General features: G+C 43.1%; 21 protein-coding genes and 1 riboswitch. Of the genes, 1 reads left to right on the forward strand and 20 read right to left on the reverse strand.

Annotation, left to right across the window (positions count from 1 at the left end):
- Positions 1–227: 227 nt before the first annotated feature.
- Complete coding sequence (locus tag HMPREF9429_RS06460) at positions 228–1,574, forward strand: DUF389 domain-containing protein (RefSeq protein WP_006942520.1); 1,347 nt, start codon at positions 228–230, stop codon at positions 1,572–1,574.
- Positions 1,575–1,639: 65 nt separating this feature from the next.
- Here HMPREF9429_RS06460 and HMPREF9429_RS06465 read toward each other — a convergent pair whose 3' ends face one another.
- The 20 genes from HMPREF9429_RS06465 to rpe form a co-directional block, all read right to left on the reverse strand.
- Complete coding sequence (locus HMPREF9429_RS06465; RefSeq protein WP_006942521.1) at positions 1,640–1,861, reverse strand: hypothetical protein; 222 nt, start codon at positions 1,859–1,861, stop codon at positions 1,640–1,642.
- A 109-nt stretch (positions 1,862–1,970) separates the two neighbouring features.
- Positions 1,971–2,597: a hypothetical protein gene (locus tag HMPREF9429_RS06470; RefSeq protein ID WP_006942522.1), complete on the reverse strand. Its 627-nt coding sequence runs from the start codon at positions 2,595–2,597 to the stop codon at positions 1,971–1,973.
- A 120-nt stretch (positions 2,598–2,717) separates the two neighbouring features.
- The gene (locus HMPREF9429_RS06475; protein WP_006942523.1) at positions 2,718–3,146 is read right to left on the reverse strand and encodes a hypothetical protein; all 429 of its coding nucleotides are present in this window, start codon (positions 3,144–3,146) and stop codon (positions 2,718–2,720) included.
- A 114-nt stretch (positions 3,147–3,260) separates the two neighbouring features.
- Positions 3,261–4,061: a hypothetical protein gene (locus HMPREF9429_RS06480; RefSeq protein ID WP_006942524.1), complete on the reverse strand. Its 801-nt coding sequence runs from the start codon at positions 4,059–4,061 to the stop codon at positions 3,261–3,263.
- Between the two features lie 54 nt (positions 4,062–4,115).
- A complete protein-coding gene (locus HMPREF9429_RS06485; RefSeq protein WP_006942526.1) occupies positions 4,116–4,931 on the reverse strand; it encodes a hypothetical protein in 816 nt (271 codons plus the stop codon).
- A 117-nt stretch (positions 4,932–5,048) separates the two neighbouring features.
- Entirely contained in the window at positions 5,049–5,645 is a 597-nt protein-coding gene (locus tag HMPREF9429_RS06490; RefSeq protein WP_006942528.1) for an SMI1/KNR4 family protein, read from the reverse strand.
- A gap of 18 nt (positions 5,646–5,663) precedes the next feature.
- Entirely contained in the window at positions 5,664–5,849 is a 186-nt protein-coding gene (locus tag HMPREF9429_RS06495) for a hypothetical protein (RefSeq protein ID WP_040774328.1), read from the reverse strand.
- Between the two features lie 115 nt (positions 5,850–5,964).
- On the reverse strand, positions 5,965–6,411 hold the full coding sequence (locus HMPREF9429_RS06500) for a hypothetical protein (protein WP_006942531.1): 447 nt from the start codon (positions 6,409–6,411) through the stop codon (positions 5,965–5,967).
- An 86-nt stretch (positions 6,412–6,497) separates the two neighbouring features.
- The gene (locus HMPREF9429_RS06505) at positions 6,498–7,778 is read right to left on the reverse strand and encodes a DUF6630 family protein (protein WP_006942532.1); all 1,281 of its coding nucleotides are present in this window, start codon (positions 7,776–7,778) and stop codon (positions 6,498–6,500) included.
- A 76-nt stretch (positions 7,779–7,854) separates the two neighbouring features.
- Positions 7,855–9,150 carry an amidohydrolase gene (locus tag HMPREF9429_RS06510; RefSeq protein ID WP_006942533.1) on the reverse strand — a complete coding sequence of 432 codons (1,296 nt, stop codon included), beginning with the start codon at positions 9,148–9,150 and terminating at the stop codon, positions 7,855–7,857.
- Between the two features lie 14 nt (positions 9,151–9,164).
- Complete coding sequence (locus HMPREF9429_RS06515) at positions 9,165–10,406, reverse strand: adenosylhomocysteinase (protein ID WP_006942534.1); 1,242 nt, start codon at positions 10,404–10,406, stop codon at positions 9,165–9,167.
- 6 nt (positions 10,407–10,412) lie between these two features.
- Positions 10,413–11,465, reverse strand: coding sequence for an S-methyl-5-thioribose-1-phosphate isomerase (gene mtnA, locus HMPREF9429_RS06520; protein WP_006942535.1), 1,053 nt, complete (start codon positions 11,463–11,465; stop codon positions 10,413–10,415).
- Positions 11,465–12,256, reverse strand: coding sequence for an S-methyl-5'-thioadenosine phosphorylase (gene mtnP, locus HMPREF9429_RS06525; RefSeq protein ID WP_040774030.1), 792 nt, complete (start codon positions 12,254–12,256; stop codon positions 11,465–11,467). The genes mtnA and mtnP overlap by 1 nt, the downstream gene beginning before the upstream one ends.
- Before the next feature lie 5 nt (positions 12,257–12,261).
- Complete coding sequence (hslO, locus tag HMPREF9429_RS06530) at positions 12,262–13,161, reverse strand: Hsp33 family molecular chaperone HslO (protein ID WP_040774331.1); 900 nt, start codon at positions 13,159–13,161, stop codon at positions 12,262–12,264.
- 19 nt (positions 13,162–13,180) lie between these two features.
- Positions 13,181–14,350, reverse strand: a complete 1,170-nt coding sequence (locus HMPREF9429_RS06535) for a glycoside hydrolase family 3 N-terminal domain-containing protein (protein WP_006942538.1) — start codon at positions 14,348–14,350, stop codon at positions 13,181–13,183.
- A 3-nt stretch (positions 14,351–14,353) separates the two neighbouring features.
- Positions 14,354–15,073, reverse strand: a complete 720-nt coding sequence (deoD, locus tag HMPREF9429_RS06540; RefSeq protein WP_006942539.1) for a purine-nucleoside phosphorylase — start codon at positions 15,071–15,073, stop codon at positions 14,354–14,356.
- 101 nt (positions 15,074–15,174) lie between these two features.
- Positions 15,175–15,639 (reverse strand): 6,7-dimethyl-8-ribityllumazine synthase, encoded by a 465-nt coding sequence (ribH, locus tag HMPREF9429_RS06545; protein WP_006942540.1) that lies wholly within the window; start codon positions 15,637–15,639, stop codon positions 15,175–15,177.
- A 25-nt stretch (positions 15,640–15,664) separates the two neighbouring features.
- Positions 15,665–16,306: a riboflavin synthase gene (locus tag HMPREF9429_RS06550; RefSeq protein ID WP_006942541.1), complete on the reverse strand. Its 642-nt coding sequence runs from the start codon at positions 16,304–16,306 to the stop codon at positions 15,665–15,667.
- On the reverse strand, positions 16,287–17,420 hold the full coding sequence (ribD, locus tag HMPREF9429_RS06555) for a bifunctional diaminohydroxyphosphoribosylaminopyrimidine deaminase/5-amino-6-(5-phosphoribosylamino)uracil reductase RibD (protein WP_040774033.1): 1,134 nt from the start codon (positions 17,418–17,420) through the stop codon (positions 16,287–16,289). Before ribD ends, HMPREF9429_RS06550 begins: the two co-directional genes overlap by 20 nt.
- Before the next feature lie 77 nt (positions 17,421–17,497).
- Positions 17,498–17,629, reverse strand: a riboswitch (FMN riboswitch).
- 46 nt (positions 17,630–17,675) lie between these two features.
- The gene (rpe, locus tag HMPREF9429_RS06560) at positions 17,676–18,335 is read right to left on the reverse strand and encodes a ribulose-phosphate 3-epimerase (protein ID WP_006942543.1); all 660 of its coding nucleotides are present in this window, start codon (positions 18,333–18,335) and stop codon (positions 17,676–17,678) included.
- Between the last annotated feature and the right edge of the window lie 5 nt (positions 18,336–18,340).

An 18,340-nucleotide genomic window follows, 5' to 3' on the forward strand; every position in this document is an offset into this window, starting at 1 on the left:
ATACGGGAATATATCCTATCATTTCTCCCCAATTATTACTTCCGATAAATTAACGTTATCGGAAGTAAATACTACTCCGTATTATACAATGAGATTATTTGTGTTTCAATATATATCTGTTCTTTTATTCTATGCTTATAAAAATTTGTTGTATAGCACCACTATTGTTGCTATACTTGATTAGTCAAAATAAAGAATAGATTTTATTATATGAGGTTATAAATAACATGGAGAAATGGAATAAAATAATTGATTTAAAGTCGGATGCTGCATCATATGAAGTTATTAATGATCGAATTTTATCCGACATGACTATAGGCGGATCTAATTTAATTATTCTGGTTACGGCTATTATAATTGCCTGTGTCGGTTTAAATTTAAACAGTACGGCCGTTATTATCGGGGCTATGCTTGTATCCCCCTTAATGGGTAATATTTTAGCTGCCGGATACGGAATGGCGACCTATGATACGGATTTTATCCGAAAAGCTCTGATTAATATGGTTTTTCAGGTAGTTTTTGCAATCTTAGCGGCTAGCGTGTATTTTTTTATATCCCCATTAACAGGAACTACGGATGAATTATTGGCAAGAACCAGTCCTACGATATGGGATGTTTTAATCGCTTTAGCCGGAGGTATTGCAGGTGCTATAGGCAATACGAGAACCGAAAAGAACAATGTTATTCCCGGCGTAGCCATTGCTACAGCATTGATGCCCCCGCTTTGTACAGCCGGATACGGTATTGCCGGGGGTAATGCCGACTTTTTCTTGGGGGCTATGTATTTATTCTTTATAAATGCTTTTTTTATAGCCCTGTCAGCATTTTTAGTATTCAAAATTTTAGGAATACCTCTACACGGTAACATTCATGAAGCGCATTTTCGTAAACAGCGAATAATCTTAATTATAATGGGGCTTCTTATTACCGTGCCAAGCCTTTATTTTGCAGATAAAACCGTGCAAGATAGCTTGAAAGATAGGCAGGTACGAATATTTATTTCAGAAAAAATGGAGTTTGAAAAGACCGGTGTAGTTTCCTATTCCCTTCAGGACAATATTTTGAGGGTGGATCTGGTTGGTGATGCCTTAAGCGATGACGAAATAGAAAAACTCCAGCATACATTGAATTCGTATCCGCAGTTGCAAAAAGTAAAGCTTTCAATTATTCAGGGAAAAGAAAGTTTGGATTCGGATGAAGTTCGTCAATTGATTAAAAAATCTAAAGAAAAATATAATAGAAATGTTTCTTTGATGTATGCAAATAAGGGTGACCAAGACTCTAATAGGGCGATTATTAAACGATTGAACAAGGAAGCCCCTATATTATTTCCTGAAGTACAATTAATTCGAGGCGGCTCTTTGATATCTATAGAAAAAAATACGGATTCTTTTAAATCCGATAAATTTGCTGTAGAAGTTCTTGTAGCATCCCCTTTAAGTACAAGTGATGTAGAACGTCTTAAAAATTGGATTCAAGGACAGGTGGAGTTGCCCGTTATCATTACTGTGCAGTTAATAAATTCTCCCGATAATTTTTACGGTAATGGCGTGAATTCCGGAAATAAAGAATAAAATTATTAAAAAGAAAAAAGCGATGAACTCGATATTTGGTTCGAGTTCATCGCTTTTTATACATGTTAGTCTACAGATGCTGATTTTTCTAAGGCGGCTTTCTTGGACTTTATAAAAGCCATTTCTTTTTTATAATCGATTTCTTCGGGACTCATTCTATATAGTCGGCCTTGCTGCTGTGCTAACGCTATACAATCCGGGTCGTCAATTGCATGTGTCCATGACGCAGGCCCCAAAACCGATGAAATGCCTTCAATCAATACGTCCTTTTCCATCCAAGTAGCCATATAAAAACTCCCCCTGACATATTATTTTTATCATTATCCTATGAGTACGGCACGTAAGTCCATAGATAAAGGAAAATTGTCATAAAATTGATTGTATATTGTAAATTACCTATTTATGGCTCAAGCTTTCAAAATCCTCTTTAGTCATTTGTAATAAGGTTCCTATCCACTGCGGAAAAATATCTGAAAGGACGGAGTCACACGTATATCCTTGGTAAGAGCCTGTAAAGGTCGGTATGCGTGTAGCGGCTTGGTAGAATGTTTCGGCTAATTCCGGCAAGTTTTCCGGAGTAAACGATACGGATAATTTTTTTGCCAAGGCGCCGTGTATTTCGTCCCAATCGGTTCGGTTTTCGGCATATTCGTTACGTATTTTCTTCAGATAGGCCATACAGAAAGTTCGGAGTAACTCTTTGTTTTTATATAGATTTATATAATTGAAATCGAAAATATTTGCACCGTTAACTAAGAAGGTCAATAAGTCGTCCAACCTGTCAGCTACTCGTCCTACACTCCCCTCACTACTGATTAAGCCGATACTTCCGTCTTCGAGAAGAACAAACTCGCCGCCGCTGCCGTCGTGCGCAAAGGCTTGGCATTTATGCGAGTACACTTCCCCGTTTCCCGAAAATTGAGGCTGTTGAAGTTCTTCATAAAAACGGATATCACAAGTTCTCATGAGCCTTTCGTTCAGTTCTTTAGTTATTTCTATTTGAAGACCTAAGGTGTTTTCCACAGTCCGAATCTCCTTTTGTATAGTCCGTATAACAGCTACGGTCTACAAAAACAGTCCCGTCGGAAGTCCCCAGTAACGGGCCAGAAAATCATATAGAATAAATGTCATATCTCATACATTTCATTCCTTAATACACAAGATACCTCGTTGACGAAATTCATTCATTAAAATTTCCGTTGATAAGTCTATAATGCGCTCATTCGTAATAATAACTACAAAGCGGTAATACACACTGCCGTCAAAAGAGATTAATCGACCCGAGTGACCGTTTGTTTTTATAACCTGCAAATAGCCGATATAGCTGCTGGTACTGATACGGCCGCGTGCACGACCTTTCGAAAAACGGACTTCGGCAATATCTTTTAGTTTGTACGTCGGCGGAAAAAATCCCGTATTGATAGTTACGGAATCTTTCGTAAAGTGAAGAATATTGTATCCTTCTTTGGCATTAGAGCCGAAGAAATGCATTAGTTTATAGCCTGAAAGGATTAGGCAAACTATGCCTATAACAATGAATATATACATAATACTTCCCATGCCGGCCATCATAATGTATACCTCAATTCCAACGAAGGCGAGATAGTTAACGCTATCGGAGTCCGCCTTTTCAGATTTTAAAAATACGGAATAGAGAGTTGAGTCCCCTCTATCCCGTCATAGATTTTATTTTTCCAGCCAATTGGCTATATCATAGTTGTAAGAAGCTGTACGTTCAACGGCCATTTTTTGCCATTCAGTCGATGTAGTACCGTCTTTGTCGTAGTAATAAGATGAATCAAGATAGCGGATGATAACATATTTTGAATCTTTCTGGTCCCAATTGTTGCCACGAGAAAAATCTATACCGTGTCCCGTATTTCGGGCAACGATGGCATTGATGACCGATACGGTTAAGGCCGTCAGAGGAATGGTCATATCCGCCTTATCAAACAGTTTCTTAAAGAAGCCCTTGGCTTCTCCCTTTTCCGATGTGTAAATCAAAAGATTGTTAATTGCTCCTGCAGCCATACAGAGTACGCGGCGGATATCTTTAATAGGAATTGAAGTATTGCCGAAGACGAGATTTCCGTTTTGAAGACGAACTTCTTTTCTCTTTAAATAGGAATAATCAAGGGGGAGGTCAAGTGTCTCCAAATTTGCCGGAAAATCGGCTGTCAGTTTATTACGAAGAAAGGCGGCAATAAGGGCCTTTGTTTCAAAAATATTATGGCAATCGTCACGGCTTTCGCAGTCTGTATCCACTTCAGTTAAATTTTTCCAGTCCGTACCTCTGAAGATAATCTGATAGTTATTGTTTGAGTTTAAATAGCCTGAACAATGAAGTCCGTTCACGTCGTCAAAGTCGACGTCACAAGTGACCTTGCCGTTTTTATCCTTACAAAGTACGCCGTTACGGCTGATTGTTAAGACGGAGCCGTCTTTTCGATTGAAAATAGCGGGATGTGTGTCGAAGGGTGAAATCATGATATTCTCCTTTGTATTTTTAAATTTATATAAACATGAAGATGTTTTATATCACTAAGTATCGTCGATGCGCTCAGTCTGTATGAAAACGCAACTTTCGGGATAATAAGTCACCTTATAACGGACTTCCCTGTAGTTATCAAAGTCATCACCTTGATACATGGCAAAACTTTTATGTTTTTCTTCCACCGACTGCCTAAGTTTTTCGACTTTGACCGGATTGTTATGAAATGTCAATCCCTTCGTCATCTCGTCGAGAAAGGCTTCATCTTGCGGTGAAACGGAAAAGTGTACATACTTCCCCTTCCCGTTGCTCATCATAATGTTGAAGCGTCCGCTACTTTGTGACGGAAAAAGATCGGTGTAACGACCGGATCCGCGAGACCATGTTTTTTCATACATGATCTGCTCCAAAATAAGTTCTTTTGTTACAGGTCCGCGTATAAGGTCTTCGATTCCGCTTAATGCAGTAGATGAAGAGGTGAACCCCATGAGTACAAAAAAGGCGGTCGTAATTATGTAGACGATTTTTCGGTTCGGCCTCACACTGTTCGTTAAAATGACGAAGACGAAGGCGGATACTGATATAGGCAAAGCCGGGGCGACAAGGATGCCCTTCCAAATAAGTCCCGCCATACCGATAGAAGGCATATCAAAGTACATCTCCAATGTCGATATGACAACGAATACTATCAGTATTATCCAGGCGTACGGCAATTCGCGAAGAGGCTGATTTTCATCTTCTTTTACAGGTTTTTGAATCTGTTTACAGGCCATTCGACTAAGGCGAAAACGGTATTTCCACATTAAGACTGTACCGGCCCAAAATAGAAGTAAGAAAATCACAATACATACAGCAAGTGTGACCATTCAGGCCTCCGTGTTATCGGTAAAATGAGAACTCTTCTATCATTTAATCATAAAACATAAGATTTTTCAAAAAAATGAATAAAGGTTCTTGTAGTTTTCCAGTATATTTCATTTTTGTTAAGAAGTTGTAATAATATTTTCCCGAATATCATTTATAAGGGACGTAATATCCGGACATACATAAAGAACCTCATCCGGATCGTGAACATAACAAAGAATCTGTCCCGCCTGTCCCAGGTTCCCGGGTATAAAATCGAGCATTAAGTAACAGGAATCGCAATATTGTGCAAAGGGAATTCGTTTTTTATGAAATAGGTACGGTTGCAGTCGAGGATCGGCTTGCCTTTTTATCTCCTCTTTTGAAAAATAGTCGGGAAAATCCGTAAACAATGCGTTTTTATTTTGAAAATATTCTTTTAAGTGTTTAATTTCTTCCAAGGATAAAAGGGTAAATGAATAGTCACGATTATCAATGAATGCCGGTAGAAAGGGGAAAAAGCGGCTGCCGTTTTTATATGTATATATTTCTTTCAGGTCCTTAGGCAGCACTATATTGAAGTGATTTTCAAAATCGTGAATTTCCTTATCAGTAGCGCCTCGAACCTCCTCATATTCCGCAAAGCAGCCCTCTTCCACCGGGTCATCCATGCCCAAGTCTTCAAAGTATTCGCACACGTATTTTTCAATGCTTTTTATTTTTTCAATCAGGTCCATTACCTTATCTCCCGTTAATTATAATAAGTCTTGCCACCAACTCAGGACGTCACTTAAAGGAACATTGCCGACGAAGAATGCCATAATTCCCCAAATAACATAGGCGGCAGCGTACAAAAAGAGCTTGCCGAAGAACGGAATCAGAATAAAGACGAGAACTAAGAGTGCTGCTATAAAAAATATATGTTTTTTAAATTTATCCATCGGAGCCTTTCCTTTTAACGATAAAATATTTCTGAGATTTACGAGACTCAAGCATTTCATTAACGAACTGTTCAATTCGAAGGGCATATACTTACACTTTTTATGAGGGAGATATTTACTGACCTTCCTCAAGACTACAGTGAATGCCTCGCATTTCCATAAGTGAAAAAAATTCGAACACGGCTTTTTTTGAAGCTTCCGAAGAGTTATAGAGTTTACCGGTACCGTAAATACTCATAGCTCCATAAAGAACGTTATCTTTTCCGTAAAGACGCACCAGGTATCTGCTTCCTCCTGACGTAAAAGAGGATTTCGTATATATTTCTCGAGCCTCTATACGAATAATTTGAGAAAGGTCAAAAGTATTGTTAAAGATATTGTGGACATGGAGAATATCTCCGTTTATATGATAAGGCGTCCAGGCTGTCCCCTGATAGCAGTGTATTATAAAACGAACACCGAAAAATATGATCAGCATAGCAATAAAAATAATAGGAATTACAATGATTAAACCGATTACAGCCGGTCCAATAAAATAATTATCCGAAAGTTGGGTAAACATAATATTCCCCTTCTATTAACGTTTCAAGCCTCCGTATGTACGTAGAAACAACGTTATTACGGCTTCTTTATCCGAGAAATTCCTCTCTATTCATTACTTTCGTCGCCAGGAGCTAAATAGATGATGTTACTACCGACTGTTACGGCTTCTTTTTGTAACGCTTCCAAGTCGATCAGATTTACGGGGAGCAGCACGAATAAGTCCGAATCCGTATATAAGGATACTATACGAAATTGAGTGTTTTCCCAATATTTATTTATCTTTCGAGCAAAATCTTCCGATTCGCCGTCAGGATCGGCGGAAAAAATATCCGGTGTGAGTGTAAGTTCAGGGTGGCTACGAACGAGAGATACATTGTTTACGGCTTGTACAAAACTATCTGCCGATGTACTACAAGGTAATGCAGCGGCGATGCGGTTTTGAACTAAGATATCCCGTAAGGCCTGACGCATGTCGGTCTCACTTACATCCGTATTTACCGGTTTGTCAGCCTTGGTCTTATAAAAAAAGGCAATGGGGTTTTTCAGAAACTTATGAGCCTCTTTTATGACCTTGGCATCATTTCCTGAAAGGTTTCCGACTAAGCGAATAAAAGTATCTTTGCGTTCTTGCTGTAAAGCGGCCTTTTGTGCTTGCGCCCGTTCAGCTTCAACTTTATCGTACGTGCCTATAACTTCCCACGTATCTGTCTGAGGGATAATATGTCGTTCTCTATACTCTTTCATGGTTGAAAGGACATCTCCCCTTGTAAGGCTCCTACAACTGAACAAGGTGCTTTTTTTCTCATTTCCTTTACTGACTTCCAGGATAAAGGTCCCCGTTTTTTCACGCATTGTTTGCATAAAGGGAGATTCCATAAGACCTTGAGGCGAATACAGGATGAAATAGTATATATCTCCTATCTCTAAGGCAATCATGGCTTTTTGCACTTCGACAAAGGTAATCTTTGTTCTCATACCAGAATCGGTCTCTAAGCGCCAGGTTGCAAGAGTTTTTCGGGCTTCTCTTTTTAACAAAGGTTTCTTTAAGGTAAAGAACACTAAAAGCGGAGGACCGAATAATACGAAAAGCAGAGGCACGAGGGGAGTAAATACGGCAATGAAGTCTCCGGTCAAGCTATGGTGAGATGTTTTGTGAATCATAGTAATTAGGAGGGCATTGTTTATGCCATCCATATACGCCGCCAGCTCGGGGTATTGAAACGAAAGATATATGAAAACTGTGACGGAAACACATATAACGGTCATCATAGCGATTAACAGCTGCTTGGCGACCTTAGTACAAATCCGCTCCTGCGTTATCAAGGTCAAGGACTCTAATTCGGGAATGCCCTTGCACCACTTTGCGGCTCCCTTTTTTCCTGTCATAAGTAGTTCCCATCCCTTCTATGTTAATGATACGACAAAAAGCGTTCTACACTTGTTTGTGTGAACGCTTTTACCGCTATACCGACTCTACGGCAGCCAATAACTGCTTTTTCGTCTCTTCTGCCCGCGCTTTAATTCTTTCAATATCCAAGGTGACGAATTCTTTGTTCTTTAAAACCGGTTTTCCGTCTATAAATACCGTGTCTACGTCCATGCTGTTGGCACTGTAGGCCAACAGAGATAAGACATCGTTGCGAGGATACCAATGGAGTCCTTCACGATCCATTAAGGTAATGTCCGCCTTATACCCTATTTCCAATTTTCCCGCATCCCTATAACCCAAGGCCGCGGCTCCGCCTTCAGTGAGTAAGTTTACTGCCGTTTCGGCGGGAATGATCGTCGGATCGTAAGTTACTCCTTTATGGATAAGGGCTGCCAGTCGCATTTCTTCAAAAATATCTAAATTATTATTGCTTGAGGCCCCGTCTGTACCCAAGGATACGGTAATCCCCTTTTTCAGCATCTTGCCGATAGGCGCCGTACCGCTGGCCAACTTCAGATTACTGCCCGGATTGTGGGCTACACGTACCTTTTTACGAGCCATAATCTCCAGATCTTCGTCATCGACATGAACGCAGTGAGCCGCTAAGCAACCGCAATCGAATACCCCTACCTTATCGGCCCAGGCAATAGGTGATAATCCGTATTGTTTTCTATGATTATCCACTTCCGCCTTAGTTTCACTTAAATGCATGTGGATTTCCGCACCGACAGAACGGGCTGTATCTACTACCTTGTACAAATATTCCTCGGGGCATGTATAGGGGGCGTGGGGGCCGAACATAACTGTAATACGGCCGTCACAACTATTATGCCACGTGCGATAAAAGTCGAGATTTTCTTGTAAGGCTGCGTCTGCATTGGGTGTAATCCCCGTCAGACCGCGGCTCAGGCAGGCACGAATTCCCGAATCTTTCACTGCTTCGGCTACTTGGTCCATGAAAAAGTACATATCGGCAAAACCGGTTGTGCCGCAACGAATCATTTCGGCAATACCGAGCATGGTTTGGGCATATACGACTTCTTCATTCAAGCAGGCTTCCGCCGGCCAAATTTTCTTTTCCAGCCAGTCCATGAGCTGCATATCATCCGCATAACTTCGAAATGCCGTCATGGCAATATGATTGTGTGTGTTAATAAATCCCGGCAAAGCCAGCATATCTTTGCCGTCTATAACCGTAACGTATGCCGATATGTCCTCGATTTTTTCGGGAAAGGCCGTAATACGATCGTCCGTAATTTCAATATTGCCATGTTCCGTTATTTTGTGATTACGATATAGGCCTATGTTTTTAATCAGTGTTTTTGCCACCGTACCGGTCTCCTTTAGTCAAGATTTAAATAAGTTCTCTGTTCTTTACTGAGAGTATCTATTTCATATCCCATGGAATGCAGCTTTACGGATGCTACGGCCATATCCGTCTCCTTAGGCAAGACATATACCCGATTTTCCAAAGACTTACCCTTATGAAGCAAGTATTCGGCGGCTAAGGCCTGAACGGCAAAAGACAGGTCCATAATTTCAGCAGGATGGCCGTCGCCGGCAGCCAGATTGACCAGTCGACCTTCAGCCAGAAGATTAATAATTCGTCCGTCTGAAAGCTCATAACTTTCAATATTATGACGGCCTTCAAAGTGTCGTACTGCCAAATCATTTAAATCGTTCTTGTTAATTTCTACATCAAAGTGCCCCGCATTGGCCAAGAGGACGCCGTCTTTCATCTTTTCCATGTCCTTACGTGTAATCACGTCCTTGTCGCCCGTTAAGGTGACAAAAATGTCGCCCTTTTCGGCAGCCTTTTCCATGGGCATAACTTCAAAACCGTCGAAGACGGCTTCAATGGCTTTAATGGGATCTACTTCCGTTACAATAACGTGAGCACCCAAGCCTTTTGCACGCATGGCGCAACCGCGCCCGCACCAGCCGTAACCGGCAATGACGACGCGCTTACCTACGACAGTCAGGTTGGTAGTTCTCATAATGCCGTCCCAGGTAGATTGGCCCGTACCGTAGCGATTGTCGAAGAGGTATTTACAATACGAATCATTGGCGGCAATCATGGGAAATTGAAGGGTTCCTTCTTTTTCCAGTCCGCGCAGTCTGATAACGCCTGTCGTTGTTTCTTCCGTGCCGCCTATGAGTCGCTCCTGTGCATCCTTACGCGTTGTATGTAAGAGGTGAACCAAGTCGCCGCCGTCATCAATGATGATATGCGGTTTATGATCAAGAGCCGCATTTAAATAAGAAAAGTATTCTTCTTCCGTACAATTATAGGTAGCATAAACAGTCAGGCCTTCAGCCACGAGGGCTGCCGCTACATCGTCCTGTGTAGATAAGGGATTGCTGCCCGTGACGACGACCTTGGCTCCTGCTCGATGTAAAACAAGGGCTAAATACGCCGTTTTGGCTTCTAAGTGAACACTGACGACCACTGTTTTATCCTGAAAAGTCTGTTCTTTCTTTAATCGTTCTCCGATGTTGTTTAAGGTCGGCATATAATGTTCTACCCAGGCAATTTTCTTTTGACCGGCTGCGGCCAGGTCGTGGTTACGAATGATTGAAGTCATAACTGCTTATTCCTCTCTGTTTCGGAAAAATTCGGCGATGCTTAACGTATCGGGATGATCGATAACCCCGTCTTGCGTAATAATTGCCGTTATATATTCATGCGGTGTAACGTCGAAGGCGGGATTGAATACGGGCGTATTTTTAAGTGCCGTTTGTACTCCTTGTATATTCCGTACTTCGTCGTGATTGCGCTCTTCAATAGGGATTTCTTCACCGCTTTTCATACTCAAATCAAAGGTAGATATAGGTGCGGCGACGAAGAAAGGTATGCCATGGACTTTGGCAGCCAAAGCCACTCCGTACGTACCGATTTTATTAGCCGTATCTCCGTTTGCCGTAATTCTGTCGGCACCGACGATAACGGCATCAACTTGACGCGTTTTCATGACCCAAGCCGCCATATTGTCCGTAATTAAGGTGACGGGAATCTTGTCGGCCTGTAATTCCGTAGCCGTAAGCCGGGCACCTTGCAACAAAGGCCGCGTTTCGTCGGCAAATACATTGGCGATTCGTCCCTTACCGTGCAGATTCCGAATAACGCCCAAGGCAGTACCTATGTCGGCCGTTGCCAGAGCCCCGGCATTACAATGCGTTAAAACGGTAAATTTATCTTTGCGGATACGGGCTATGAGAGCTTCCGCTCCGAATCGGCCGATGCACTTATTTACGTCTACATCTTCGGCATAAATAAACTTCGCTTCATCTTCAAGAGCTTCAATCAAAGTCTCTACCGATGCATCTCTGTGCTCCTGAATAACCTGATTCATACGTTCCAAGCCCCAATGCAGATTGACGGCTGTAGGACGGGCTTTATCAAGGGTTATGATGACGTCGACCAGTTTTTGTCTAAAGTCGGTCTCTTTTTTTAACTCCAAAGCTGCCAAGACAACGGCATAAGCGGCAGCTACCCCGATAGCGGGAGCTCCGCGTACGGCTAAAACCTTAATAGCCTCCTCTACTTGGCGCCATGATGAACATTGTAAATATTCTTCTTGAGTAGGTAATTTAGTTTGGTCGAGGAGAATGAGTGTGTTCTTTTCCCAGGTAAGTGTTTTCATTATGCCTTAAACCCGCCGTATTCGGCTAAAACATGACGACATTCGCAATCTTCGTCTTCGTAAAGATCAATGGCCTTCATAATGAGATTCTGAATGCGCTTATTATTTTCTTCCATACATTCGTTTACTTCTTCATGAGTCTGAACCTGATCTGTCAGGCCGGCTGCATAATTGGTGATCATAGAAACTGTAGCATAGCAAATTTCCGCTTCTTTCGCTAAGCAAACTTCGGGAATCGTCGTCATACCGGCCAAGTCACCGCCCAGTTGTCGGAACATTTTAATTTCTGCAGGCGTTTCAAAGCGCGGTCCTTCGGAACAAACATAAGTAGCTCCGTTTTTTACATCATAGCCCAACTCTTTACCTGCACGCATAACGGCATCCCGCACTTTAGGACAATAGGGAGTTGTCATATCGACGTGAACAACGCCGTTGGCCCCGCCGTCAAAGAAAGATTCATGACGCGAATGAGTAAAATCGATGAACTGATCGGGCAATACGAAGTCACCCGGCTTATAGTCCAAAGTCATCGTACCGACGGCAGTCGTTGAAAAAATTGCCGAAACGCCGAGCTTCTTCAGACCTAAAATGTTGGCTCTGTAATTAATTAAATGAGGCGGAATGGAATGAGTACGACCGTGACGAGGCAAAAAGACAATTTCTTTATCCTTGTATGTACCGCGCAAGTAATGAATCATTCCGAAAAAGGTGAGCAGTTTTTCCTGGCGTACATTTTTAAGCATAGTCGTATCGCAAACACCTGTACCGCCGATAATTCCGATGAGACTCAAGACAATCACTCCTTAGGTGTTGATGATTTTTTGTGATGCTCGTATAAATCTACGAGTTCATCATGGCTGATGACGTAACGTGTGCCGCAATAATGGCAAGTCATTTCGACTTGGGGGTCGGATAATAGTGCTTCCTTATCTTCTTGTCGTAAGGACAATAACACGTTTTCAATTCGTTCTAAGGAGCAGGTACACCGCCAATATAAGGGCTGTCTGTACAGTTCTTTATAAGAAAGACCCTCCATAATCGTTTCGGCAATACCCTCTCCGTTAGGATGTTCGGTCAGCCATGTCGTAATCTGGCCAATCTTCTTTATATTTTCTTCTACTTTGGCTAACACATTGTCTGATGCTCCGGGCAAGGCTTGAACCAGAAACCCTCCGGAAGCGGCAATTGAATAATCGCGATCGACAAGAACGCCCAGATTAATGGTTGACGGGACTTGTTCGGATGTATATAAGTAATAAGCCAAGTCTTCGGCAATTTCTCCGGAAACGATAGGAGAACGACTCGTATAGGTTGTTTTTTCAGGCGTGAATCGTGTTACCGTTACTTCCCCGTCCGTACCGACGGCACCGCTTACATCCAATTTTCCGTTCGGTTTCAGCGGCAAATCGACAACGGGGGTATCTACATAACCGCGAACTCGGTTGGAATTAAAAGCATCAACGTGAATAACTCCCAAAGGCCCCTTACCGTCAATGCGAATGGTTACACCTTCTTTATTTTTATAATCGCCGGCTAATAATAGGGCTCCCGTCATAGTGCGTCCCAATGCCGCACAGGCTACGGGGGATAAGTTGTGCTTTGTTCGCGCCGTTTCCGTAATATCCTTTGTTACGGCTACAGCCAGGCGAATGTTATCGTCACTTGTATAATGGACGATAAAATCCTTATATTTCATGTCTTTCATACTTGTACCTCTAATTGTTTTTCTCTTCATTCAAGTGCAATAACTTTATTTTTACAATACGTTTAACCGAATCCTCTATACGGCTACGCGGAATTCGTCCGTCTTTAAGAGCCGCTAATATACCGTCATATACTTCCTTTTCATGACCATATTCGTGGCAAATCAGAACTATGTCGGCACCGGCATTAATCGCCATGACTCCTAAGTCCCGGAATGAGTGTTGTCCCGTAACGGCTCCCATTTCCATGTCGTCCGTAACGATTAATCCCTTGTACTGTAAGCCGTTACGCAGTAAATCCGTCATAATGGGCCAGGACAAAGAGGCAGGATGTTCTGCATCAAATCCCGTGTAAACCAGGTGCGAAACGAGAATAACGAATTTGGTCGTATCGTGAGAGGCCATGGTTTTTGTAAAAGGGATTAAATCACTTTGGAAAAGTTCAGATTTGGAAGTTGTAATAACGGAGGACGCCTCATGAGAATCTACCGCACTGCGACCGATCCCCGGAAAATGTTTTAATCCGTACATAATATGAGCAGCTTCATAGCCGTAGGCGGCTGCATCGACAAACTTAGATACCTGAGAAGCGTTGCCGCCGTATGAACGGGAATCGGTCGCACTCACATCGGCAACAGGCGCAAAATTCATATTAATTCCCATGCCTTTTAATTGCATACCTACGGAAAAGGCATAGTCTTTAGCGGTTCCGGGATTTCCGCTGATGCCGACGGCTTGCTGTGACGGCGGAGCTTGCAAGTCATTCTTCATTCGTACTACATCGCCGCCTTCTTCATCAACAGCTATAAAAAGAGGTACCTTGGCCGGATTTTCCTTTTGCAGGTCTGTCGTCAACTCTTTGACTTGTTCCTGTGACTGCATATTGCGATCAAATAAAATGATGTTTCCCGCTTTGTATTGAGTAAGCATATAACGGGTATCATCCGTTACGGTCGTACCTTGAATGCCGATCATCATCATTTGTCCGATCTTTTCTTCGTCGGACATGGAGTCGACGATCTTTTGTACTCGTTCATCTATAGATAGATCGGTATCGTCTGCTGCCGTTTTTTCATCATTAATAGGATATTCTTTGCCGCGAATCGTATCCGGTCCGCAGCCGGTTATAAAAAGACCGGCCAATATTAAGAATCCTAACAATAATCTTTTCAATATATTCATAGTTTACGGCATTCCTTCCAAGGATGTGACCGTTTCCAAAGCAGTCTTTATCATATCGTTAAATCCTGTTTGTCGTGTATCGGCGTCGGCATGTTCACCTGTAATTAAGTGATCGCTTACTGTCAAGAGAGCAAGCCCTTTGGCCTTATATCGTGAAGCTAAAGTATAAAGAGCGGCCGTTTCCATGTCAACTGCCAAAATACCGAAGTCGGTCAATTTATCATTATCAATTTCCTCATCGTAAAAACGATCGACGGAAATAACATTTCCGGCTCTTACCTTTAGCCCGGCATTTACGGCTTGATTATATGCCGTGTAGAGTAAAGTAAAGTCGGCCGTCGGAGCAAAGGCGATTGTAGACCCGAATATATTTCGTATAAGCGATGAATCCGTCGATGCGGCTTGAGCTAATACAACGTCGCCTATTTCTACATCTTTTTGCATGGCACCGCAAGTCCCGACACGTACCAGGTTTTTCACCTGATATTCTTTGATGAGTTCCGTTGCATAAATGGAAAAAGACGGAATGCCCATACCCGTTCCCTGAACGGACAGCCGTTTACCTTTATAGATACCCGTGTATCCGAGCATATTGCGAATTTCGTTATAGCACTCCACATTACTTAAATACGTTTCGGCGATGTATTTTGCTCGCAAGGGATCTCCCGGTAACAGAACCGTCTCGGCAATACTCCCCTGCTTGGCTCCTATATGAATAGACATATATGCCTCCTCTACAACTTTGAACGAACGGTCGTTAAATACGTAAGAAAGACTCCCGTCGCAAAACGCATCGGGAGCCGTCCTTTCCGAAAAGGGGCCGATTAGATTTCTTTTAATAAATTAGCCATTTCAATAGCCGAAACAGCTACATCGAAGCCTTTGTTGCCGGCTTTCGTACCGGCCCGTTCTACAGCCTGTTCGATATTTTCCGTCGTAACGACTCCGAATAAAACGGGACGACCTGTATGAAGGCTGATTTGAGCAATGCCCTTGGCTACTTCATTGCATACCAAATCATAATGCGATGTAGCACCGCGAATTACGGCACCGAGGCAAATGACGGCGTCATATTTTCCCGATTCCGCCATTTTTTGAGCTACCAACGGGATTTCAAAAGCACCGGGAACCCAAGCTTCCGTAATATCGTCGTCATTCACACCGTGACGGTGTAGCGCGTCGTAGGCACCGCCTAAGAGTCGACTGCCGATAAACTCGTTGAAACGAGCTACAACAATACCTATTTTAAGACCTGCTCCGAGTAATTGCCCTTCTTTAATCTGTGCCATAATATATCTCCTTTAATATAAAAATTTAAAATCCGTTTTCCAAAAGTGTTTGTAATGACAAAGAGCCGCCCTTTTTCTCATACGGAACGGTGAGTTTCATAATATACTTTGCTATGACATCCGTTTCCAGGTTGACAACGGAACCGGCCTTTTTTTCCGACAAGGTCGTATGACCCGATGTATGGGGAATAAGGGATACGGAGAACTCCGTGTCCGTCACGGAAACGACAGTTAAGCTGACACCGTCAATACAAACGGAGCCTTTTTCCACAATAAAACGCAATAAGTCGTCGGAGGCCGTAATGTAGTATACATGAGCTATACCGTCTCGGACTATGCGGGAAACGGTCCCCGTACCGTCAATGTGTCCGCTCACGATATGTCCGCCTAAACGTCCGCCTACGGCGACGGCTCGTTCCAGGTTCACCGTACTGCCGTTGCGAATATCTTTAAAGGACGACCGCCGCATGGTTTCATGCATTACATCGGCACAAAAAGAACTGCTTGTCATAGACGTGACAGTGAGACAAACGCCGTTAACGGCAATGCTGTCACCTATAATCGTATTTTCCAAAACCTTGTCGGCTCGTACGGTCAAGCGAATAGAGTCAGCCTGACGTTCCATACCGGCAATAGTGCCTGTTTCCTCAATGATTCCAGTGAACATAAGCACCCTCCCGGTCTTTTACATACGCCTCTATAAATATATTATTATTGCGAATAGCCACGGACTCGTATTCAAGTTCCGGTGCTTCTGAAAGTTCATTGATACCCTTGCCCCCTACCGATGATTTTCCCTTGCCGCCCATAATGATATGGCCGGTAAATACATAAAGCTTATCAACAAGGTTTTCATCGAAGAATGAGCCGATAACCGTACTGCCGCCTTCGATTAAAATGCTGCAAATCCCTTTTTTATATAGGGTATCCATAAGGCCGTTTAAATCGATACGACCTTCGTCATCGGCAGCTGCCACGATGACTTCGACACCGGCCGTATTTAAAGCCTGTCGTTTACTTTCAGGACAGCGTTCTGTCGTTACGATAATCGTAGGAGACTGTTTATCCGTTACCAAAAGAGCCTGTAAATCAATGCGACCTGTTGAATCGAGAATAATTCGTGTCGGCTGTTTCGGCCTTTCGTGTCCGGGACGAGTCGTACGGCTGGTCAACAGGGGGTTATCCGACTCGACTGTATTAATTCCTACAAGAATAGCATCATACAAAGACCTTAGGTAATGCCCTTCTTGTCGAGCCGTATCGTTTGTAATCCACTTTGATTTCCCTGTTCGAGAAGCTGTACATCCATCCAGACTTTGGGCCAGTTTAACGGCAATAAACGGTTTATGAACTATCATGTTTTTAATAAACACTTCATTCATTTTAACGGCTTCTTTGGACATAAGTCCGACTATGACGGGGATACCGGCATTACGCAAAATAGCAGCCCCTTTACCCGCTACCAACGGATTGGGGTCAAGCATGGCACAGACTACCTTGGCTACGCCGGCCTTAACGAGAGCCCTGGCACAGGGAGGCGTCTTACCGTAATGAGCACACGGTTCAAGGGTAACATAGACAGTGGCCCCTTTTGCCTTTTCTTTAGCTTCGCGCAAAGCCCAGACCTCGGCATGAGGAGTACCCGCCTGATGATGATAACCGCGGCCGACGATCTCACCGTCTTTGACGATAACGCAACCGACCGTAGGATTGGGAGATGTATACCCCAATCCCATCCGTGCCAGATTCAGTGCTTCTTCCATATAAGCTGTTTCTTCCAAAACCGCTTCACCTCTTCCGGTTATATAAAAAGGCTATCGGTATATAACCGATAGCCTTTTAAGAACACAATAAAAAACACTGTCTTTTTTATCCAGACTGTACTGTCGGTACCGGAATTGCACCGGTTCAACTCGGCATGAGCTCACGGACTATAACCGCCGGTCGGGAATTGAAAGCCCAGCTTCCTCACCTCGCCTCAAAGACTATCTTATACTGTTGTGATTACTACTTAAATTATAGCATACGAGCTACGGTTAAACAAGGATGCCGCCCCGTAAGGCGCGGATAGCTTCGGCTCTGTCGGGTTGACCGAAGACGGCACTGCCGGCTACAATCCAAGTGGCTCCGGCAGCCGTTACGGGACCGATAGTATCGGCTGTAATACCTCCGTCTACTTCAATAACGGCTTTATCATTCCCTACCGTTGCCAGAAGTTCCGTCACATCACCTATTTTATCAACTGCATAGGGAATGAACTTTTGACCGCCGAAACCGGGGTTGACACTCATAATGAGGATCAAATCTACTAAGGAAGCAATGCATTCCAACGAGGATACGGGCGTTGAAGGATTTAAAGCTACTCCGCATTTCATACCGCTTTCTTTAATTTTATGAAGAACTCTGTCCAAATGAGGACAAGCTTCTTCATGAACTGTCATATATTGAACGCCGGCATGAGCTAATTCATCAATATATACCTCCGGACATTCCGTCATTAAATGAGCATCAAAGGTCAGGTTCGTATGCTTTCTCAAGGCGGCAATTAAAGGTACACCGAACGTTAAGTTAGGCACGAAATGACCGTCCATCATGTCGAGGTGGAGAAAGTCGGCTCCGCTGCGTTCAATATCCTGTACTTCCGCTTTAAGATTTGAAAAATCGGCTGATAATAAGGAAGGCCCGATTTGAATCATATGTA

This window comes from Megasphaera micronuciformis F0359 (genome assembly GCF_000165735.1).
Taxonomy (GTDB): domain Bacteria; phylum Bacillota; class Negativicutes; order Veillonellales; family Megasphaeraceae; genus Megasphaera; species Megasphaera micronuciformis.

Excerpts from the sequence above, each read along its gene's own strand:
- HMPREF9429_RS06460 (WP_006942520.1), top strand. The coding sequence starts at position 228 with ATGGAGAAATGGAATAAAATAATTGATTTAAAGTCGGATGCTGCATCA.
- HMPREF9429_RS06465 (WP_006942521.1), bottom strand. The coding sequence starts at position 1,861 with ATGGCTACTTGGATGGAAAAGGACGTATTGATTGAAGGCATTTCATCG.
- HMPREF9429_RS06475 (WP_006942523.1), bottom strand. The coding sequence starts at position 3,146 with ATGATGGCCGGCATGGGAAGTATTATGTATATATTCATTGTTATAGGC.
- HMPREF9429_RS06480 (WP_006942524.1), bottom strand. The coding sequence starts at position 4,061 with ATGATTTCACCCTTCGACACACATCCCGCTATTTTCAATCGAAAAGAC.
- HMPREF9429_RS06485 (WP_006942526.1), bottom strand. The coding sequence starts at position 4,931 with ATGGTCACACTTGCTGTATGTATTGTGATTTTCTTACTTCTATTTTGG.
- HMPREF9429_RS06490 (WP_006942528.1), bottom strand. The coding sequence starts at position 5,645 with ATGGACCTGATTGAAAAAATAAAAAGCATTGAAAAATACGTGTGCGAA.
- HMPREF9429_RS06495 (WP_040774328.1), bottom strand. The coding sequence starts at position 5,849 with ATGGATAAATTTAAAAAACATATATTTTTTATAGCAGCACTCTTAGTT.
- HMPREF9429_RS06500 (WP_006942531.1), bottom strand. The coding sequence starts at position 6,411 with ATGTTTACCCAACTTTCGGATAATTATTTTATTGGACCGGCTGTAATC.
- HMPREF9429_RS06505 (WP_006942532.1), bottom strand. The coding sequence starts at position 7,778 with ATGACAGGAAAAAAGGGAGCCGCAAAGTGGTGCAAGGGCATTCCCGAA.
- HMPREF9429_RS06515 (WP_006942534.1), bottom strand. The coding sequence starts at position 10,406 with ATGACTTCAATCATTCGTAACCACGACCTGGCCGCAGCCGGTCAAAAG.
- mtnA (WP_006942535.1), bottom strand. The coding sequence starts at position 11,465 with ATGAAAACACTTACCTGGGAAAAGAACACACTCATTCTCCTCGACCAA.
- hslO (WP_040774331.1), bottom strand. The coding sequence starts at position 13,161 with ATGAAATATAAGGATTTTATCGTCCATTATACAAGTGACGATAACATT.
- HMPREF9429_RS06535 (WP_006942538.1), bottom strand. The coding sequence starts at position 14,350 with ATGAATATATTGAAAAGATTATTGTTAGGATTCTTAATATTGGCCGGT.
- deoD (WP_006942539.1), bottom strand. The coding sequence starts at position 15,073 with ATGTCTATTCATATAGGAGCCAAGCAGGGGAGTATTGCCGAGACGGTT.
- ribH (WP_006942540.1), bottom strand. The coding sequence starts at position 15,639 with ATGGCACAGATTAAAGAAGGGCAATTACTCGGAGCAGGTCTTAAAATA.
- HMPREF9429_RS06550 (WP_006942541.1), bottom strand. The coding sequence starts at position 16,306 with ATGTTCACTGGAATCATTGAGGAAACAGGCACTATTGCCGGTATGGAA.
- rpe (WP_006942543.1), bottom strand. The coding sequence starts at position 18,335 with ATGATTCAAATCGGGCCTTCCTTATTATCAGCCGATTTTTCAAATCTT.